This is a genomic window from Ruegeria sp. CE8 (assembly GCF_056537465.1).
In genome coordinates, this window is the sequence record NZ_JBQFRP010000010.1 from 66,405 (window position 1) to 82,838 (window position 16,434).

16 protein-coding genes are annotated in these 16,434 nt (G+C 57.2%); 5 read left to right on the forward strand and 11 right to left on the reverse strand.

The features are described 5' to 3' along the window. The 3 genes from ACR0AA_RS16065 to ACR0AA_RS16075 are packed head-to-tail and all read right to left on the reverse strand — an operon-like array spanning position 1 to position 2,797. Positions 1 to 1,011, reverse strand: coding sequence for a DctP family TRAP transporter solute-binding subunit (locus tag ACR0AA_RS16065; RefSeq protein ID WP_480663771.1), 1,011 nt, complete (start codon positions 1,009 to 1,011; stop codon positions 1 to 3). A gap of 19 nt (positions 1,012 to 1,030) precedes the next feature. Further along, positions 1,031 to 2,317 carry a TRAP transporter large permease gene (locus tag ACR0AA_RS16070; protein WP_480663769.1) on the reverse strand — a complete coding sequence of 429 codons (1,287 nt, stop codon included), beginning with the start codon at positions 2,315 to 2,317 and terminating at the stop codon, positions 1,031 to 1,033. Between the two features lie 3 nt (positions 2,318 to 2,320). Next, the gene (locus ACR0AA_RS16075; RefSeq protein ID WP_480663767.1) at positions 2,321 to 2,797 is read right to left on the reverse strand and encodes a TRAP transporter small permease; all 477 of its coding nucleotides are present in this window, start codon (positions 2,795 to 2,797) and stop codon (positions 2,321 to 2,323) included. A 154-nt stretch (positions 2,798 to 2,951) separates the two neighbouring features. Here ACR0AA_RS16075 and ACR0AA_RS16080 point away from each other — a divergent pair, with 154 nt between their 5' ends. Further along, positions 2,952 to 3,632 (forward strand): GntR family transcriptional regulator, encoded by a 681-nt coding sequence (locus ACR0AA_RS16080; protein ID WP_480663765.1) that lies wholly within the window; start codon positions 2,952 to 2,954, stop codon positions 3,630 to 3,632. Between the two features lie 289 nt (positions 3,633 to 3,921). Here ACR0AA_RS16080 and ACR0AA_RS16085 read toward each other — a convergent pair whose 3' ends face one another. From ACR0AA_RS16085 to ACR0AA_RS16120, 8 genes are all read right to left on the reverse strand, one after another. Further along, a complete protein-coding gene (locus tag ACR0AA_RS16085; RefSeq protein WP_480663763.1) occupies positions 3,922 to 4,191 on the reverse strand; it encodes a hypothetical protein in 270 nt (89 codons plus the stop codon). A 102-nt stretch (positions 4,192 to 4,293) separates the two neighbouring features. After that, positions 4,294 to 4,644, reverse strand: coding sequence for a RidA family protein (locus tag ACR0AA_RS16090; protein ID WP_480663761.1), 351 nt, complete (start codon positions 4,642 to 4,644; stop codon positions 4,294 to 4,296). A gap of 14 nt (positions 4,645 to 4,658) precedes the next feature. Beyond that, a complete protein-coding gene (locus tag ACR0AA_RS16095) occupies positions 4,659 to 5,774 on the reverse strand; it encodes an NAD(P)/FAD-dependent oxidoreductase (RefSeq protein WP_480663760.1) in 1,116 nt (371 codons plus the stop codon). Then, positions 5,771 to 7,168, reverse strand: coding sequence for an FAD/NAD(P)-dependent oxidoreductase (locus tag ACR0AA_RS16100; RefSeq protein ID WP_480756439.1), 1,398 nt, complete (start codon positions 7,166 to 7,168; stop codon positions 5,771 to 5,773). The genes ACR0AA_RS16095 and ACR0AA_RS16100 overlap by 4 nt, the downstream gene beginning before the upstream one ends. Next, complete coding sequence (locus tag ACR0AA_RS16105; RefSeq protein ID WP_480756440.1) at positions 7,155 to 7,466, reverse strand: (2Fe-2S)-binding protein; 312 nt, start codon at positions 7,464 to 7,466, stop codon at positions 7,155 to 7,157. The genes ACR0AA_RS16100 and ACR0AA_RS16105 overlap by 14 nt, the downstream gene beginning before the upstream one ends. A 74-nt stretch (positions 7,467 to 7,540) precedes the next feature. Then, positions 7,541 to 8,533, reverse strand: coding sequence for a TRAP transporter substrate-binding protein DctP (gene dctP / locus ACR0AA_RS16110; RefSeq protein ID WP_480756441.1), 993 nt, complete (start codon positions 8,531 to 8,533; stop codon positions 7,541 to 7,543). A 36-nt stretch (positions 8,534 to 8,569) separates the two neighbouring features. Beyond that, a complete protein-coding gene (locus ACR0AA_RS16115; RefSeq protein ID WP_480663752.1) occupies positions 8,570 to 9,868 on the reverse strand; it encodes a TRAP transporter large permease in 1,299 nt (432 codons plus the stop codon). Next, a complete protein-coding gene (locus ACR0AA_RS16120) occupies positions 9,865 to 10,356 on the reverse strand; it encodes a TRAP transporter small permease (protein ID WP_480663750.1) in 492 nt (163 codons plus the stop codon). The genes ACR0AA_RS16115 and ACR0AA_RS16120 overlap by 4 nt, the downstream gene beginning before the upstream one ends. A gap of 145 nt (positions 10,357 to 10,501) precedes the next feature. Here ACR0AA_RS16120 and ACR0AA_RS16125 point away from each other — a divergent pair, with 145 nt between their 5' ends. From ACR0AA_RS16125 to nadC, 4 genes are all read left to right on the forward strand, one after another. Next, positions 10,502 to 11,416, forward strand: a complete 915-nt coding sequence (locus ACR0AA_RS16125; protein ID WP_480663748.1) for a LysR substrate-binding domain-containing protein — start codon at positions 10,502 to 10,504, stop codon at positions 11,414 to 11,416. 795 nt (positions 11,417 to 12,211) lie between these two features. After that, positions 12,212 to 13,264 carry a quinolinate synthase NadA gene (gene nadA, locus ACR0AA_RS16130; protein WP_480663746.1) on the forward strand — a complete coding sequence of 351 codons (1,053 nt, stop codon included), beginning with the start codon at positions 12,212 to 12,214 and terminating at the stop codon, positions 13,262 to 13,264. A gap of 8 nt (positions 13,265 to 13,272) precedes the next feature. Further along, a complete protein-coding gene (locus tag ACR0AA_RS16135; protein WP_480756442.1) occupies positions 13,273 to 14,838 on the forward strand; it encodes an L-aspartate oxidase in 1,566 nt (521 codons plus the stop codon). After that, the gene (gene nadC, locus ACR0AA_RS16140; protein ID WP_480663742.1) at positions 14,835 to 15,683 is read left to right on the forward strand and encodes a carboxylating nicotinate-nucleotide diphosphorylase; all 849 of its coding nucleotides are present in this window, start codon (positions 14,835 to 14,837) and stop codon (positions 15,681 to 15,683) included. The genes ACR0AA_RS16135 and nadC overlap by 4 nt, the downstream gene beginning before the upstream one ends. Positions 15,684 to 16,434 lie beyond the last annotated feature (751 nt).

A 16,434-nucleotide genomic window follows, 5' to 3' on the forward strand; every position in this document is an offset into this window, starting at 1 on the left:
TTACTGGGCCTGGTAGGCCGCTACGGCGGCGTCGAGGCGGTTCGGCCAGTCTTCACCAATCTCGCTGACGATGTATTCGCGCACGGCGGGCTGGGCCGCGGCCCGAAACTGGGCCTTCTGCTCGGGGCTGACCGGGATCACTTCCATGCCTTTTTCAGACAGGATCGTAGTTGCGTTCGCGTCTTGCGCAGCGGTCATGCCGCGGTGGATCGTCTTTGAGATCTCAACGCACTGTTCTACAGCCTTTTTCTCGTCGTCGGTCAGGCTTTGGTAGAACATGTCCGACATCAGATATGCGTGCCAGCTGAACACATGCCCATCCAGAGATACGTATTTCTGGTGCTGATAGAGCGAGGCGTTGACAATGTTGGTCACGCCGTTTTCCTGACCGTCCACAACGCCTTGCTGCAATGCGCCGGGCAGTTCAGGCCACGGAACCGGGGTTGCCGAGGCGCCCAGGCTTTCCACCAGCGTCACCCAGACCGGCGCGGTCATGACCCGCATTTTCAGGCCTTCCATATCTGCAGGCTCGGCCACGGGCTTGACGTTATTGGTGAAGTTGCGCACGCCGTTATCGGCCACGCCAAAGTTGCGGATGCCGGTTTGGGCCAGCATGTCCTCGGCCAGCGCATCACCGAATTCGCCGTCCATAACGGCCCAGGCCATGGCCTGATCTTCGAACAGGTAAGGCATCGCCAGAACCGAGAAAGGTTTATAGACGGTCGAGATCGGTCCGTCGTGGATGGCTGCCATCTGAACGGTGCCCAGCTGCAGGCCTTCCATGATCTCGGACCCGCCACCCAGCTGCGAGGCCGGAAAGATCTGGACGTCGATCGAGCCCGAGGTCTTGCCCTCGACACAGGCCTCAAAGGCCAGCGCGGCGGCATGTTTGGGCGAGCTCAGGTCAGCGGCCTGAAAATGCGCATATTTCAGTTCCTTGGCCGAGGCGGCGCCAGCGGCGGTCATCGCAACAACAGCCGTGGCCGTCATAAGTTTCGACATGGTTTTCATGAGGTTCCTCCCTTTCATGTCAGTTCGCAAATCCAAAGAAGTTGGGGATGAAGGTGCTTACGCCTGGCACAAGAATGACCAGAAGCAGCACCACGAGTTCAGCCAGCAGCAGCGGCACAACCGCTTTTGACAGGAGTTCGATTTTCAATTGTCCGACTGTGGCGATCACAAACAGCACCGGACCAACCGGAGGGGTGATCATCCCGATAGTCAGGTTCAGCACCAGCATCATGCCGAATTGCAGCGGGTCGATCCCGGCGGAATAGGCAATGGGACCGAGGATCGGCGTCAGGATGATCAGCGCGGGCAGCGTGTCGATGAAGAAGCCGCAGATCAGGGCAAAGGCCGCCAGAATGAACAGAATACCCAGTCGGTTGTCGGTGATCTGGGTGATCAGTTTCGCCAGTTCCTGCGGGATTTGCAGGTAGGTCAGCAGCCAGGCGAAGATCGACGCCATCGCCACGATCAGAAAGACCGAGGACGTCACCACCGCGGCGCGCACAAAAGCCGCGTAAAGCGTACGAAGGGTGAAGGCCCGAAGAATGAAGCCCAAAAACAGCGCATAGGCTGAGGCCACCGCCCCCGCTTCGGTCGGAGTGAAGACGCCGAACAGGATGCCACCCAGAATGATCGCGGGCATGATCAGGGCCGGGATGGCCGACAGGGTCGCGCTGCGCAGCTCGGTCAAGGTCGCGCGATGCTCGCGCCCGCGATAGCCGTAGCGGGTCGACACGATATGGTTGGCAACGGCCAGTGCAACGCCCAGAAGGATTCCCGGCACGATACCGGCAAGAAACAGGCCAGCAACCGTCACACCGTTGGTCGAGATCGCAAAGATCACAGCCAGAATGGAGGGTGGGATGATCGGCCCGATGGTGGCCGTCGCTGCGGACAGAGCACCAGCATAGTTCTTTTCATACCCGGCTTCACGCATCATCCGCATGACGATGGCCGAAGGTCCCGCCGCGTCCGCCAGCGCCGAGCCGCTGATCCCGGCAAATAGCATGGATACCAGAATGTTCACATGCCCCAGACCACCACGCACATGCCCGACCAGAGCATTGGCAAACCGCAGCAGGGCATTTGTCAGACCACAGGCCGTCATCAGCTCGGAGGCGAGGATAAAGAACGGCACTGCCATCAGGGGAAAGCTGTCGATCCCGGCAAACATGCGCTGGGTCGCCACCAGCGGGTTCAGCGACCCGTCGATGAAGATCGCCGAAATACCGGCAACACCCATTGTGAACGCTACGGGGACGCCCAGAAACAGAGTGGCAAAAAACAGGATGATCAGGGTTTTTGCCACGGCTCAGACCTTCGCCTCATCGCCCTCGGCGCTGAGGCCATGTTCGAAATCCTGATTGACGAAGCGTTTGGCGAAGAAGGCCAACTGGATCAGGAACAATGCGCAGCCAATCGGTATCGCCAGATAGGGAATGCCCCGCGAAATGCCGGTGGACATGGTTTCCTTGTTCCAGCCAAATTCAACAAACCGGATGCCCAGCCACAGCATCGTGGCCATGAAGGCAAACATGACGATGACGATGCCCCAGCGCAGCAGACGTGCCAAAGCCGCCGGCAAACGATCTGGGATGGTGGTGATCGCAACCAGCCGCCCCTCTCGCAGGGCAAGGCCCGCGCCGCAGAACGCACCGAGGATCATCAGGTGTCGCGCAACCTCTTCGACCCAAGCGAACGAGGTGCCTAGCCCGTATCGTCCGACCACATTTGCAAAGACGATTGCAAAAACCGCAGCCAGCGCCAAAGCGACCAATGCGCGGTTCACTGCAACAATCCATTTCTCCAAAATGTACAAAGACGCCCCTCCCAATGCCGTCTCTTCGTTGGAAGTGACACTGGCATACAGTATGCCAATATGTCAACGCTACCACATTGTATGCCAGAAGCATCGCTGCTACTGTCATCCCGAGGAGAGCGACATGAGCCTATTCAACAGACCGAAATCATTGACGGAATTGGTCACCGAGAACCTGCGCGAACGGATCATCGCAGGTGAATTTGAACTGGGTGAACAGTTGTCGGAGGCGCGAATCGCCAAGAATCTCGAGGTCAGCCGCACCCCTGTCCGCGAGGCGATCAACAGGCTTGAGATGGAAGGGCTGCTGATTGTTGAACCTCAACGCGGGTCTTTCGTGTTCAATCTGGAACCTGAGGAACTGGCAAAACTCTGCGATGCACGTGTCTGCCTTGAGACAACGGCTATGACGATAGCCATGCAGGCAAATTCAGAAGCACTTCACGCTGCGCTGAGCGACTGTGTCAGTAAGATGAAAGCTGCGCGAGAGGCCGCGGATGACGCGGCATACTTGCATCTGGATACGGTGTTCCACCAATGCCTGTTCGATTGTGCCGACAATCGGTTCCTGAATGATGCATACCAAACGATTGCATTAAAAATGGCGGCATTACGTAGCCGGTTGGGTCACCACCCGGATCACATGGCAAAATCCTACCGCGAACACATAGAACTGGTCCAATGTGTCGAGGAGGGTAATATTCAGAAAGCGCTGGATGTGCTCAAACTTCACATAGACAGGAAAGAAGGGTCCTATTGGAGTGATGCGACAAGCATGGACAGCCTTACTCCAAAGTCGAATTGAGCGAGCTTGTTTCGCTGCGCTAAGTCGAAAAAATGAAGAGACCCGGATCAAGGAAAATGGTGCCTGGGCCTACCTCTATCGAGCAGTGTGCGACATGTTCAAAGGTTCAACCTTCTACGTAATAAACCACCTACAGCGAAGTTCTTAGGTAGGATGCCGGAGTAGGATGCAGCGCCGGGAAGTTAGCTATCGATATAAGCGCCAACACCGCGCGCCGTAAGGCGATCTACAAATTGTCGAAGGGGTTTGGATTACCGATCCCAATTGAGATGGTGAGGGGTTGTTGGCGTCATTCTTGCCCGACCGTTTTACGAGTGGTTCTTCGTAAATCGAAGGAATCAGGCGAAATCAAAGGCCAAAATACTGCACCAATCGCCTGCAGAAATCGGCTGGTTGCGCACGCCTCCTTGGCAAAACAACCCCGAGAATGACCAGTCAGAGGCCCTTTGAGTTTCGCGTGTGCAAAGCGCTGATTGAAGGCATCACTACCCTTAAAGGTGGTCGCACAACCCGGAAAACGTTCTAAAAAAAAACCGGTCAGCGCAGTGCTCTCGGGCATGATGGTTCGCTTCAGCAGACGGCATCAGTGCATTGTCGCATGTTTCGATGCCGTCTGGTCGGGAGAACATCCACAATCACGGTTCAGGTATCGTTCAACCCCTCAAACTCCATCACAAGCAGCGGTCACAATCATCTCAACCTTGAGCACGTCGCGCGCCAGCTTGGCTTCGCCACAGGCGCGCGCCGGGGAGTAGCCTTCCGGCACCCAAGAATCCCAAACATCATTCATCTCGGCGAAATCCGCCATGTCGGCCATCCAGATCACACATTGCAAAATGCGGGTCTTGTCACTGCCCGCCTTGGCCAACAGATCCTCGACCTTGGACAGGATTTCGCGGGTTTGATCCGCGACCGTAGCGGCGTCTGAGGTCTGGCCGCATAGATAGGCGACGCCATTGTGCTTTACGATCTTGCTCATTCGCTGGCCGGTTTCGATACGGGTGATTGTCATGTCGGTTATCTCCATTACAGAACCTTGCGGTCAAATCGGTCGATGCGGAAAGGCGATAGATTGAACCGGCTTTGCCCGCCTGTCACCAACTCCGCCAGAACCTGCCCAACGACGGGTCCCATCTGAAATCCATGCGCGGAAAACCCGAAGGCATGGAAGGCACGCGGCGCGTTCACGGCTGGACCGATTACGGGGAGGTTATCGGGCATATAAGCCTCCAGCCCAGCCCACATCCGGTTGATGCTGGCCGTGCGCATGATCGGGAAAAACTCGGCTGCGGTACGGCAAGCGGCGGCCAGTTTGGCGTAATCCAGCCGTGTGCGGTTATTGGCGCGGTCAGCAAATCCCTTGGCACCGCCGCCGATCAAGACAGTGCCATTCTCGAACTGCTTGAAACTCAATTGCCGGCTGATCGCCCCAACGACCGGCTTGGCAAAATGCGGCATCCGAGAGGTGATCATCAGCATCGGCGCGGCGTGGCTGAGGGGAACATTGTCACCGATCATCAACGCAATTTTATCCGCCCAGGCCCCGGCGCAATTGACGACGGTTTCGGCCTCATACCTGTGCCGGACGCCCTGCGCCAGCCACGCGTCGCCCACCCGTCGGAGGCCCAGAACTTCTTCGCCTTCGATGACCTGCACACCCAGATTTTCCGCCGCCAAACGAAACGCAGATGTCGCCTTGTAAGGGATTGCATATCCGTCCAGCTCCGAGATCACACCGCCAACGCAATCGGAACTCACATGAGGCAGTCTCTCCCTGAGTTCGGCCTGATCTATGATCCTTTCATACGTGAATCCAGCGTCATGCATCTTGGCCTCGCGGGCCTGCGCAGTTGCCAGATCGGTCTCATCCACCGCGATGTTGACCAGCGTTTGACGGCGAAACCCTGTGTCATGACCCAGGTTTTCATCCAATGTCTGCCACATCTCCATCGACGCTTTCGACAAAGGAACCTCAGCCATGTCACGTCCCAGAAGCCGCACCCCACCTGCATTTACGCCCGAGGCATGCCGTCCGGGGTAATCCTTTTCAACCACGATCACGGATGCGCCTTTGCGCGCCAGATGGTAGGCAGTTGCGCAGCCCTGGATGCCGCCACCAATGACCAGAACATCCGCCTTCATTCTGCCGCCTCCGCGGGAAAAGTGCCGTAACGGCTCAGTTCATCCAGGGTCAGCAAACGCTGGGGGCTGCGTAGTCGGTAGTAACCAACCGCTTCGGGGCATTCTGCGCGCCACTGCGCCAACAGCCCGGCCACCACATGACCGCATTGCCGTCCCTGACATGGGCCCATTCCACAGCGTGTCAGGGATTTCAGGGCGTTCGGATCCCGCGCGCCCTGTTCGAACCCGTTTCGCAAGTCGCCCAATGACTGCTCTTCGCAACGGCAAACCAGAGTTCCTGCGTCACGCGGCAATCTCAGCGCCTCGGTCGGGCGGTACAGGCGGTCAATGAACCGGCGAAACGGTTTCAAGGTGGACAAGTAGTTCAGATTAGCGCGCGCCCTTTGATCCCTGTCAGCCCCAGAAATCCGACCAAGGCGAAATAGAATATTTTGCGCGGCCACACGCCCTGCCGCGCGCGCGCCATCCGCACCGACAACACCTGCGCCGTCACCGGCAACCGAAACATGCGGCACCGAGCTTTGGCCAAAGGCATCAACCGTAACCTGCCAGCACATCTGTGCGCTGTTCCAGTGATGCGCCAACCCCATCGCTTGGGACATATTCAGATTGGGCTGGACGCCATGATGCAGAAACACGGTATCGGACGTGACCTCGTGCTGTTGACCTGAAGCCTTAAATCGTAGCCCTGTGGCCGTGTCACCGCCGATCACCTCAAGGCTCTCGGCATATCGAAAGGTGGCAACGCCGGTAGCATGGATTTCTCGCAATAAAGACAAACCCTTGCGCAGTTGCCCGGCTTGTCGCAACGCGCGTGGCATAAGAGGTACTGCGTCCAGGTAATGCTGACGCGGGGTCGTATCGACAAGCGCGGCCACATGTACGCCCAATCGCAAATATTGCGCCACAATCAGGTACAGCAATGGTCCGGATCCGGCAAAGACAGCTCCGTCTGCAACAACCGCATCGGACTTGAGCATCACTTGCGCTGCACCGGCTGTCATGACGCCGGGCAAAGTCCAGCCGGGTATCGGCATGGGTCGTTCCATCGCCCCTGGACACAACAGCATCTCACGGCAATGCAGCTCGCGGGTTTCACCCTGATAAGAAAACAGAATGCGCCCATCATCCCCAAGATGCCAAGCATCGGCTCCGGCAAGATGTGTCGCACCCGATTGCTCAAACCGAGTGATCAGATCGGCGCCGGTTGTATAGTCCGGTCCGAGGCGTGTTGCATCCGGCAAAGGGCTGTCGGCCGCAGACCGATAAATTTGTCCCCCTGCCCGATCGGCCCGGTCCAGAACAACCACATCCGCTCCGGCCTGTGCCAATTCAATGGCTGCGGACATGCCAGCCGGGCCTGCCCCGATGACCGCGCAGTCAAAGGCTTTCATCTGTTGCCTCAGTGTCTTCGGTGATGTTTTGCATAGTAACGCTCATCCCGTCCGCCACCCGACGCAGACAGGCTTGCTGATTGGGCATGCCATCGATTTCGACCATGCATTCGAAACACACGCCCATGGCGCAATACGCACTGCGCGCTTCGCCCGATAGGGCCGCCTTGCGGGTTACGACCTGACCGGTTACGGCCATCGCAGACCATACTGACTGGCCTTTGCGCGCATAGACCTGCTGACCATTGACGCTCAGCGTCACCAGATCGTGGTCATCGTCTTGCAAGGATCTGAACATGAGCTGATCTCCGTGGGCTGGCAGGGCAAGGCGCGGGGAGGAGTACGCCTTGCTCGATATCAGGGTCCGACCGCTTACTCGCCGATCTTGTCGAGGATGGACTGACCCCAATCCTGGCCCACGTCCTCAAGGACCTGCGGCCAGACCTGAGCACGTACATGGGCAGCGGTGGCGGCAAGCTCTTCGTCCGTCAGTGACACAATGGTTGCGCCATTGTCGGCCAGCTTCTGCTCGAACGCGCCCTGATCTGCCTCGGCGGTTTCCCAGCGCTTGGTTTCGAACGCAAGTGCAGCAGTTTCCAAGGCCGCGCGGTCTTCATCGCCCAGCTCGGCCAGAGTGCCCGAGTTGATAATCATGTACCAAACTTCGAAATGCGTGTTCACGGGGAAATAGGACGTGGTCACGTCGCGGAAGGATGCATAATAGCCCTCGGCGCCCGATCCGACGACACCATCAACAACACCAGTTTGCACGGCAGTGAACGCCTCCGAGAATGGAATCGGCGATGAGATATATCCCAGAGCATCCGCAGTCAGCTGGAAGCTCTTGATGCCCGGTACGCGAACCTTGATCCCCTTTGCGGTTGTCGGGTCGCCCGGGTTCACCGCGTCGGTGTTTAGGGCAACGCCGCCGAAATACACCGGATAAGCTGCCAGCATGGTGATATCCTGCTTGGCATAAAGTTCCTTCATGGCGGTGTGGATCGCGCCACCGGGACCGTAGATCTTTTTCGCCTCGTCCCAGTTTGCCGCAACATAGGGGAAAGCCGAGATCTGCATACGGCGATCAACCGCTGTGGCGGCGGGTTGCACGGCCATGTCGATCGCACCGACCGAAATCCGTTCCTGAACCGAGGTGTAATCACCCAGGGCGGATGCCGGGAACAGGTTCAGCTCCAGCGAGCCGTTGGTGGCGGTTTTCAGTTCCTCGGCAAAAGCGCTCAGTTCATTGTCGATGGTCGCGCCCTGAGGCCGGATATGGCTGATTTTCAGCGTGTCGGCAGCAGCGATGCCCGCAGTTGCGACAACGGCCGCAGCCAGACAGGTGGATTTCAGAAAGTTCATCATGGATAAGTCTCCTCCGTGAATGATGAAAGGGGTGGCTTAGTAGCCAAAGAAGCGGGGCAGCCACATCGACAGGTCCGGCCAGAAGCTGGTCAGGAAGACGACAGGCAGATAGCCCAGCAGGATCAGGGTCATGGCCGGGCGGATCACCTTGGTGACCGGCACCTGACCGATGCGCGCGCCCAGATACAGGATCGAGGCGTAGGGCGGTGTCACACCGCCCATGGCCGTGTTCACGCCCATAATCGCGGCAAACTGGATCGGGCTGACGCCGATGGCCTGCATCAGCGGCAACAACAACGGCGCGATCAGGATGATTGCGGTGACGTCATTCACGACCATGCCGACGAGAAACAGCAGGATGTTGATCAGGATCAGCAGCAGCACCTTGTTTTCTGTTACTGAAAAGATCGCTTTGACGATGGCCTGTGGCACGCTTTCGAGCACGAACATCTGGCTGAGGATCATCGAGAACAGGATCATCAGCATGATGGCACCGACCGAGGTCGCAGCCTCTTTGCCCGCACCAAAGAAGGTTTTGATGTCCAGCCCTTTGTAAATCAGGAAACCTACCGGGATCGCATAGATCACTGCTACGGCGGCGGCCTCGGTCGGCGTCATGATGCCGCCATAGATACCGCCCAGAATGATCACCGGCATCAACAACGCGGGCGTGGCCTTAAGACCGCGCGAGGTCGCCTCGGAAAGAAAGGCCTGCCCTTTCGGCGGCTCATTCAACTGCAGGGGAAATTTGCGAGCCATGCGGATGTTGACAACCGAGAAACTCGCCATGATCAGCAGGCCGGGGCCCAAAGTAGCAAGGAAGCAGGCCAGAATGGATGTATCGGTTACCCAGCCATAGACGATCATGGTGACCGAGGGGGGAATAAGCAGACCCAGCAGCGAAGCATTGGCAATCAGCGCCGTCGCGTATTCGCGAGGATAGCCTTGTTTCTCCATTTCGGGGATCAACAGCGGACCAATCGCGGCAACGCCGGTCAGGCCCGAACCTGAGATGGCTCCGATCAGCGCGCAAGAGACGGTGGCGACCACACCCAAACCGCCGCGCAGGTGCCCGATGAAGATATTGACGAAGTTCAGAAGGCTCGCAGCAATGCCCGAGACGGACATGATCGTCCCGGCCAGAACAAACAGCGGAATGGCCAGCAGCACCGGATTGCCAAGCTGCTGGAAACCCCACAGCATGTTGCCTTTCATGACCACGCCACCGGCAAAATACATCACCATCAGACCCGCGCCAAAACAGTATGGCAGCGGTACGCCCAGCGTCAGCAGGATGACCAGGACCAGGACGGCCAACAGCGCGATCTCGATCATTGCGCTTCTCCTTCAATGGCGGGGGTAGACGGGATGAACAGCGCGCGCAGGTGCATCAGCAGATGCCAGGCGGTAAAGATCATCATCAGGACCATTCCGACGAACAGCGCGACGTCGACATAAAAGGTCGGCAGATACAGCGTCGGGCTTTCGCGCCAGACGCGCATCGAGTATTTCGTAAAGTCCCAGGCCCAGGTGGTCAGCCAGATGCCGACAATCAGGCTGATGACTTCTCCGATCACAGCAAGAACTTGATGCTGACGCTCGGTGGACAAAAAGATCTCAAGAACGTTTGCGCGGATATGAGTGTTCTCGCGCGAGGCATTGACTGCACCCATCATGTAAAGCCACAGCGTTGGATAAAGCAGGCTTTCTTCCAGCCCCATAACTGGGATTTCCAGCACGTACCGAGTGATCACCTGCACGAATTGCCCAAGTGCGACCAGGCAGATCAGGACTGTCAGCAAGACACTTGCAAAGCGCGTCATTTCCCCCTCCTTCAAAATGAATGCCGGCGGTGCATTCGTGGCGGGAAAAATTGCGAACAGATGTCATTAAGTCAAAACGATTAAATTGATCATGAAATAGAGTTGCTTTATACAATGCGAAAAAATCATGGATTAACAAAGGCACATGAATCTCAGCTTTCGCCAATTACAGGCCTTTCGCGAGGTCATGCGGACAGGTTCGGTATCGGATGCCGCCCGAATCCTCGGCCGGACACAGCCAGCGGTCAGTGCACTGATTGCGAACCTCGAGGCCGAATTGCAGATCGCCCTGTTCCGTCGGCAGCGCGGGAAAATGGCCCCCACGCCAGAAGCGCAGTATTTCATCACCGAGGCCGAGGCGATCCTGGACCGTCTGTCATTGTCGACCCGAACGATGCGCGAGATCGGCGCTCTGACCAAAGGCCGCCTCAACATCGCCTGCATGCCAGCCGCCGCCAGTCTGCTTATGCCGCAGATTCTGAGTGAATTCCTGCTGGACAAGCCTGATGTGAAAGCGTCGCTGATGATGCGTGCCTCACCGGTGATCGAGGAATGGGTGGCCTCTCAGCAATATGACATCGGATTGGGTGAGACGCCGAAACCGACAGCGGCGATTGATACCATCGACTTTGACATGAGATGCGTTTGCGCAATCCCGGCGGGTGACCCACTGACTCAACAGGACACAATCGACGCCCGCGATTTGTCGGGTCGCCCGATGGCCGGGCTGCAAGACGGACATCCAAACCTGATCGCCACCCAAAGAGCTTTCGCCAGCCAAAAGGCCCGCTTCGACCAACGATTTGAACTCCGCACGTTTCACCCGGCATTGACCCTGGTGGAAAAAGGCCTTTGTTACTGTATCTGCGATCCGATCACCGCGGCTGGGTACGTCAATATGCGACCCGAGCGGAGGCCCGTTGAGTTCCGGGCGTTCCGCCCCAATGTCGTTCTAAGCGTCTCTATCATGCGACCGGCGCACCGTCCGCCATCTGCCTTGGCAAGTGAATTTGCCCTGCAATTGAAGGCAGCGTTGGAGCGCGTAAACCAGCAGTTTTGAAGCAGATTCCGCAACACCGGATGGCATAGAATTGGTCAGACCAATTGGAGTGTCGACGAGGCACTTTTCATTGAGTGAGGTCTTATACGGCACGCCAAAGGTCATGACCGGAAATGATGAGGGGTGATCCGCTCAACGCTGAGATCTTCGACCGTTTGCGCTAGGCTTAGATCCTGATCAACCAATTGAGAAAACACAACAGCACCTAAAGACCCCGCAGTACTTTAAGGTATCGCCCACCGGCACCAGAAGCCTTTTAACCGATTGATCAACGGCCAATGATGCACTCACAATCGAACTGAACCTGTCAGCTGACGTTAGGCAAGACTTAGTGTGTCGCCTGTTTTTCCGGATTATTCTAAGTCAATGCTTTTTGCCTGCACAGCAGTCGACCATCACACTAACTTCACTGTAGCTTCCGCATAGCTACCAAGCACCTTTCGATATGTCGGCTCGCATCTGCAGACCCAAGCCGACAACTCATCTCGCCAACCACCTTGGCGTAGCTGTGTGCCTTGTCCGAGACGATCGCCCGAGTGAAGCGGTGATCGGCCCAAACAACCACGCCATGATCGTTCGACGGTAACGAAAGCCTATAGGTCAGGGTGCCTCGGATCTTTCGATCATGCCTGCCGCACCACAATGCATCTATCGAAGCGGCAAGTTGGCGATTCCAGTCAATTAGTTCTGCAACCGCGGCGAAATTTGGCACATTTTCCTTTATTGACTGGTGTTCAATTTAAATCGAATTCGTTACTGAAGGCACCACAAGTAAGCTAGGCAGAAATCAGACCCGTGTTCGACCTACCCGCGCAGCGCGCGCATCTCTCCGAAAAGTATGATCTGACCCCATCGCCCCAGCTGGCCGCCAGCATGAACGATATCTATGACCGGATGTCGCGTGTGGTATCGCCCGTCGATTGGGCAATCTATGCGCCATACGTGAAGGCAATCAATGATCTCAAGGCCAAACGCAATGCGGTCATTTTGGGTCACAACTACATGACACCAGAGATCTACCATGGCATTTCGGATTTTGGCGGGGACAGCCTGCAGCTTGCCATCAAGGCAACCGAGGTCGAGGCAGATGTTATCGTGCAATGTGGCGTGCATTTCATGGCCGAAACGTCCAAAATTCTCAGCCCGGGTAAAACTGTGCTGATGCCGGACATGGAGGCGGGGTGCTCGCTGGCGGAATCGATTACTGCGGAAGGCATCGAAGAAATGCGTGCTCGGTATCCCGGAGCTCCGGTTGTATCTTATGTGAACACCACTGCAGAAGTTAAAGCGGCGTCGGACATCTGTTGTACGTCATCCAACGCAGCTCAGATCGTTGCGGCCCAGGACAACCACACTGTGATCATGACCCCCGACCAGTATCTGGCGCAGAACGTTGCGCGCGATGTGCCACAAAAGAATGTTGTCTGGTGGGAAGGGTCCTGCATCGTCCACGAACAATACAGCGCCAGTGATCTGCGTGATTTTCGCGAATGGAATCCCGGGACACGCCTGATCGCGCATCCGGAATGCCCACCGGACGTTGTGGCGGAATCCGATTTTTCCGGATCAACCAGCGGCATCATCAAATACGTCACCGACGAAAAACCCGAAAAGGCATTGCTCATTACCGAATGCTCGATGGCGTCGAATATTGCCGATGAACTGCCCGAGGTCGAGTTCGTCGGCCCCTGCAATATGTGCCCGTACATGAAGAAAATTACTTTGGAAAAGGTGCTGTTTGCGCTCGACACCATGACCGGTCAGGTTGAGGTTGACGCCGACGTTGCAGCCAAAGCGCGGCAGTCCGTGCAGCGCATGATAGACCTGTCGCGGCAACTGGGTATCTGATCGTCTCAATGCAACAGATAACCACAAATCGAGTGGTCATCATCGGCGCCGGTTTAGCTGCGGTTTATGCGGCGTTGAAACTAGCACCGCGACCGGTTGTCATGATCTCACCGGAACCTTTGGGAACCGGGGCCAGTTCTGCCTGGGCTCAGGGCGGTGTGGCGGCTGCGATGGCGCCAACCGACAGCGCCCAGGCCCATGCAGATGATACGGTGCGGGCTGGATCCGGGGCCGTTTTGCGCGAAGTGGCAGAATTCGTGACCCGCGCGGCGCGCGAGCGTGTTCTGGACCTGTCAGACCTTGGCACCAGCTTTGATCGCAAGGCTGATGGAAGCTTTGTTCAATCGCGCGAAGCCGCCCACTCCGCTGCCCGTGTGGTACGCGTCAAGGGCGATCAGGCCGGGGCTGAAATCATGCGGGCGCTGATTGCGGAATTGCGCCGGACGCCTTCTGTTCAGGTGGTTGAGGCCGCGCAGGCTGTTGCATTGGAAAGTGACGGCACGCAAGTTACAGGGGTTTTCCTGACCAGCGTCGACGCGCCTGATGCGGAACCGGTTTTGTTACGTGGAACTGCGCATGTTCTGGCGACGGGCGGCTCATCGGGCTTGTATGAGCAGACCACCAACCCCGCGCGCATCCGGGGACAGGGGACCGGGATGGCGGCCCGGGCCGGCGCGCGTATCGCCGATGCGGAGTTCGTGCAGTTTCATCCCACAGCAATCGACGTGGGAGAAGATCCAACGCCATTGGCAACCGAGGCGCTGCGCGGGGAAGGTGCAGCCCTGATTGACAAGACCGGCCATCGATTCATGGCCAATATTCATCCCGATGGTGAACTGGCCCCACGCGACATTGTCGCCCGCGCTGTTTATCTGCACGCGCAGTCCGGGTTACGCCCTGCGCTCGACACACGAGCGGCTATCGGGTCCGAGATTGCGACCCAATTCCCTTCTGTTACCGACGCCTGCACCCGCAATGGCGTTGATCCGGTTTCTGAAACCATCCCGGTAACGGCATCGGCGCATTACCATATGGGCGGAGTGGCAACGGATATGGCCGGCCGTAGTTCTTTGGCCGGGCTTTGGGTTTGCGGTGAGGCTGCCTGCACCGGTTTACATGGCGCCAACCGTCTGGCCTCCAACGGACTACTTGAGGCTCTGGTCTTTGCCCGTGCCTGCGCTCGGGATATTGCAGAGGTTGTACCTGCAGAAAATACACCGCCGGTCGATATCCGTTTCACCCCCGGTAAAAAGATTTCTGATGAAAACGCCGTGTCCGCCTTGCGCCGAACCATGACCGCAAATGTGGGCGTAGTACGCGAGCGGGCCGGTTTGGAAAGCGCCCTTGCCGATATCGCAACGCTCGAGGCACATCACGCGGAGTCGGAAATTTTCCTAAATATGACGGCAACGGCCACCCTGATAACCGCCGCCGCTCTGATCCGCGAGGAAAGCCGCGGTGCGCATTACCGATCTGACTTTCCTGAAACCACCCCCGGCCCTAGCCAACGCGCTATCCTGACGCTGAGCGAGGCTATGGCGCTAAGAGACCGTATCGCAAAGGACGCCACATGATTTATCCGGCACTGCCCGACTTGATCCTTGAACCGCTCGTCCGGTCAGCGCTGATGGAGGATCTGGGGGCCAACGGAGACATAACCACACTGACCGTTATCCCTGCTGCGGCGACCTACAGCGCTCGACTGAACGCGCGCGAAGACGCTGTGATCTCGGGTATGCAAGTGGCAGAGCTGGCCTTTCGTCTGGTCGACCCCAAGCTGGATATCATCACCCATTTCCGTGATAGCCAGCATTGTGCGAAAGGGGACACGCTGATGGAAATCCGGGGCAGCGCAGCCTCGATCCTGTCTGCTGAACGGGTAGCTTTGAACTTTGTTGGACGACTTGCAGGGGTCGCCACGCTAACCGCAGCGTTGGTCGCCGAAACAAAGGGAACCAAGGCGCGTATAACCTGCACACGCAAGACAACCCCCGGACTCCGCATTGTGGAAAAACAAGCCGTTCTGCATGGCGGCGGATTCAACCACCGCTTTTCACTTTCAGATGCGATCCTGATCAAGGACAACCACATTGCCGCCGCTGGCGGGGTACGCGCGGTTCTGGAAACTGCTAAGGCGCGCGCTTCTCATATGATGAAGATCGAAATCGAAGTGGATAATTTGGATCAATTGGCCGAAGTGCTTGAGGTGGGAGGGGCGGACGTTGTTTTGCTGGACAATATGTCCCCGGAAAACCTGAAAGAGGCAGTAGCGATGGCAGATGGCCAATTGGTGACCGAAGCCTCTGGCAATGTCAGTCATGACACTGTTGCGGCCATCGCCGCGACCGGAGTAGACTACATATCTTCCGGAGCGTTGACCCATTCATACCGCTCTGTTGATGTCGGCTTGGATTTTTGAATAGCTGATAATAACTGGTTTCGACAGTAGAAGACCGCAGACAAAACGTTTCCGGATAACTCGGTTTCCACGAATGGGTGATTGATTGAAGTTGTGTTCTGGAAAGTGTCGCGAAGTTAGTCATTCCGGTCGGCAAAACTAAGCTTCCGCATACATCAGTTGTCGAGGCTGACCTCTCGGATACCTGCCGTACTCGCGCCACTCTTGTCGGTGACGATCTTGCTTGGCACCCTTTTAACGAAGGTGCCCTGGCGACTAACCCTATCGCTTTACGATCGTTTCTTCGTTCCAACAGCATGAAATTAGGGGTGTTTCCTGCCTGCGAAATCAAGTTATTCGGCCTCCAAAAACCGCCAGCCATTCGATTGCGACGTACGTCGTGGTAGCGCAGGTGGCGGGGCGGAATAGAGAAGGTTTTTAGTTTGGATGAGCGTAGATGACCCTGAACGCAGCAAAGAAGGTCAGGTGCCGAAGCCCCTGACCCACTGAGGATTACCATGTCGAGTCAGGATTAACCTTGAACAGGTGCTCCATGAACACTCGGGTGCGGTGCGACGACGCACATACCGAAAAAGCGCTTACCCTTGCGGGTCGCGGGATCACCCGATAGCCGGAAATTTCATGTCGGGCCGAACTGGACGCCGGAACACTTGTTCCCGTACTCACAGCGTTCGAAAAGCCACAGCTTGGCGTTCATGTGATCTATGCCAGCCGAGAAAACCTGCCGGCAAAAACGCGTGCCATGATCGAT

Excerpts from the sequence above, each read along its gene's own strand:
- ACR0AA_RS16065 (WP_480663771.1), bottom strand. The coding sequence starts at position 1,011 with ATGAAAACCATGTCGAAACTTATGACGGCCACGGCTGTTGTTGCGATG.
- ACR0AA_RS16080 (WP_480663765.1), top strand. The coding sequence starts at position 2,952 with ATGAGCCTATTCAACAGACCGAAATCATTGACGGAATTGGTCACCGAG.
- ACR0AA_RS16085 (WP_480663763.1), bottom strand. The coding sequence starts at position 4,191 with ATGCCCGAGAGCACTGCGCTGACCGGTTTTTTTTTAGAACGTTTTCCG.
- ACR0AA_RS16090 (WP_480663761.1), bottom strand. The coding sequence starts at position 4,644 with ATGACAATCACCCGTATCGAAACCGGCCAGCGAATGAGCAAGATCGTA.
- ACR0AA_RS16095 (WP_480663760.1), bottom strand. The coding sequence starts at position 5,774 with ATGAAGGCGGATGTTCTGGTCATTGGTGGCGGCATCCAGGGCTGCGCA.
- ACR0AA_RS16100 (WP_480756439.1), bottom strand. The coding sequence starts at position 7,168 with ATGAAAGCCTTTGACTGCGCGGTCATCGGGGCAGGCCCGGCTGGCATG.
- ACR0AA_RS16105 (WP_480756440.1), bottom strand. The coding sequence starts at position 7,466 with ATGTTCAGATCCTTGCAAGACGATGACCACGATCTGGTGACGCTGAGC.
- dctP (WP_480756441.1), bottom strand. The coding sequence starts at position 8,533 with ATGATGAACTTTCTGAAATCCACCTGTCTGGCTGCGGCCGTTGTCGCA.
- ACR0AA_RS16115 (WP_480663752.1), bottom strand. The coding sequence starts at position 9,868 with ATGATCGAGATCGCGCTGTTGGCCGTCCTGGTCCTGGTCATCCTGCTG.
- ACR0AA_RS16120 (WP_480663750.1), bottom strand. The coding sequence starts at position 10,356 with ATGACGCGCTTTGCAAGTGTCTTGCTGACAGTCCTGATCTGCCTGGTC.
- ACR0AA_RS16125 (WP_480663748.1), top strand. The coding sequence starts at position 10,502 with ATGAATCTCAGCTTTCGCCAATTACAGGCCTTTCGCGAGGTCATGCGG.
- ACR0AA_RS16135 (WP_480756442.1), top strand. The coding sequence starts at position 13,273 with ATGCAACAGATAACCACAAATCGAGTGGTCATCATCGGCGCCGGTTTA.
- nadC (WP_480663742.1), top strand. The coding sequence starts at position 14,835 with ATGATTTATCCGGCACTGCCCGACTTGATCCTTGAACCGCTCGTCCGG.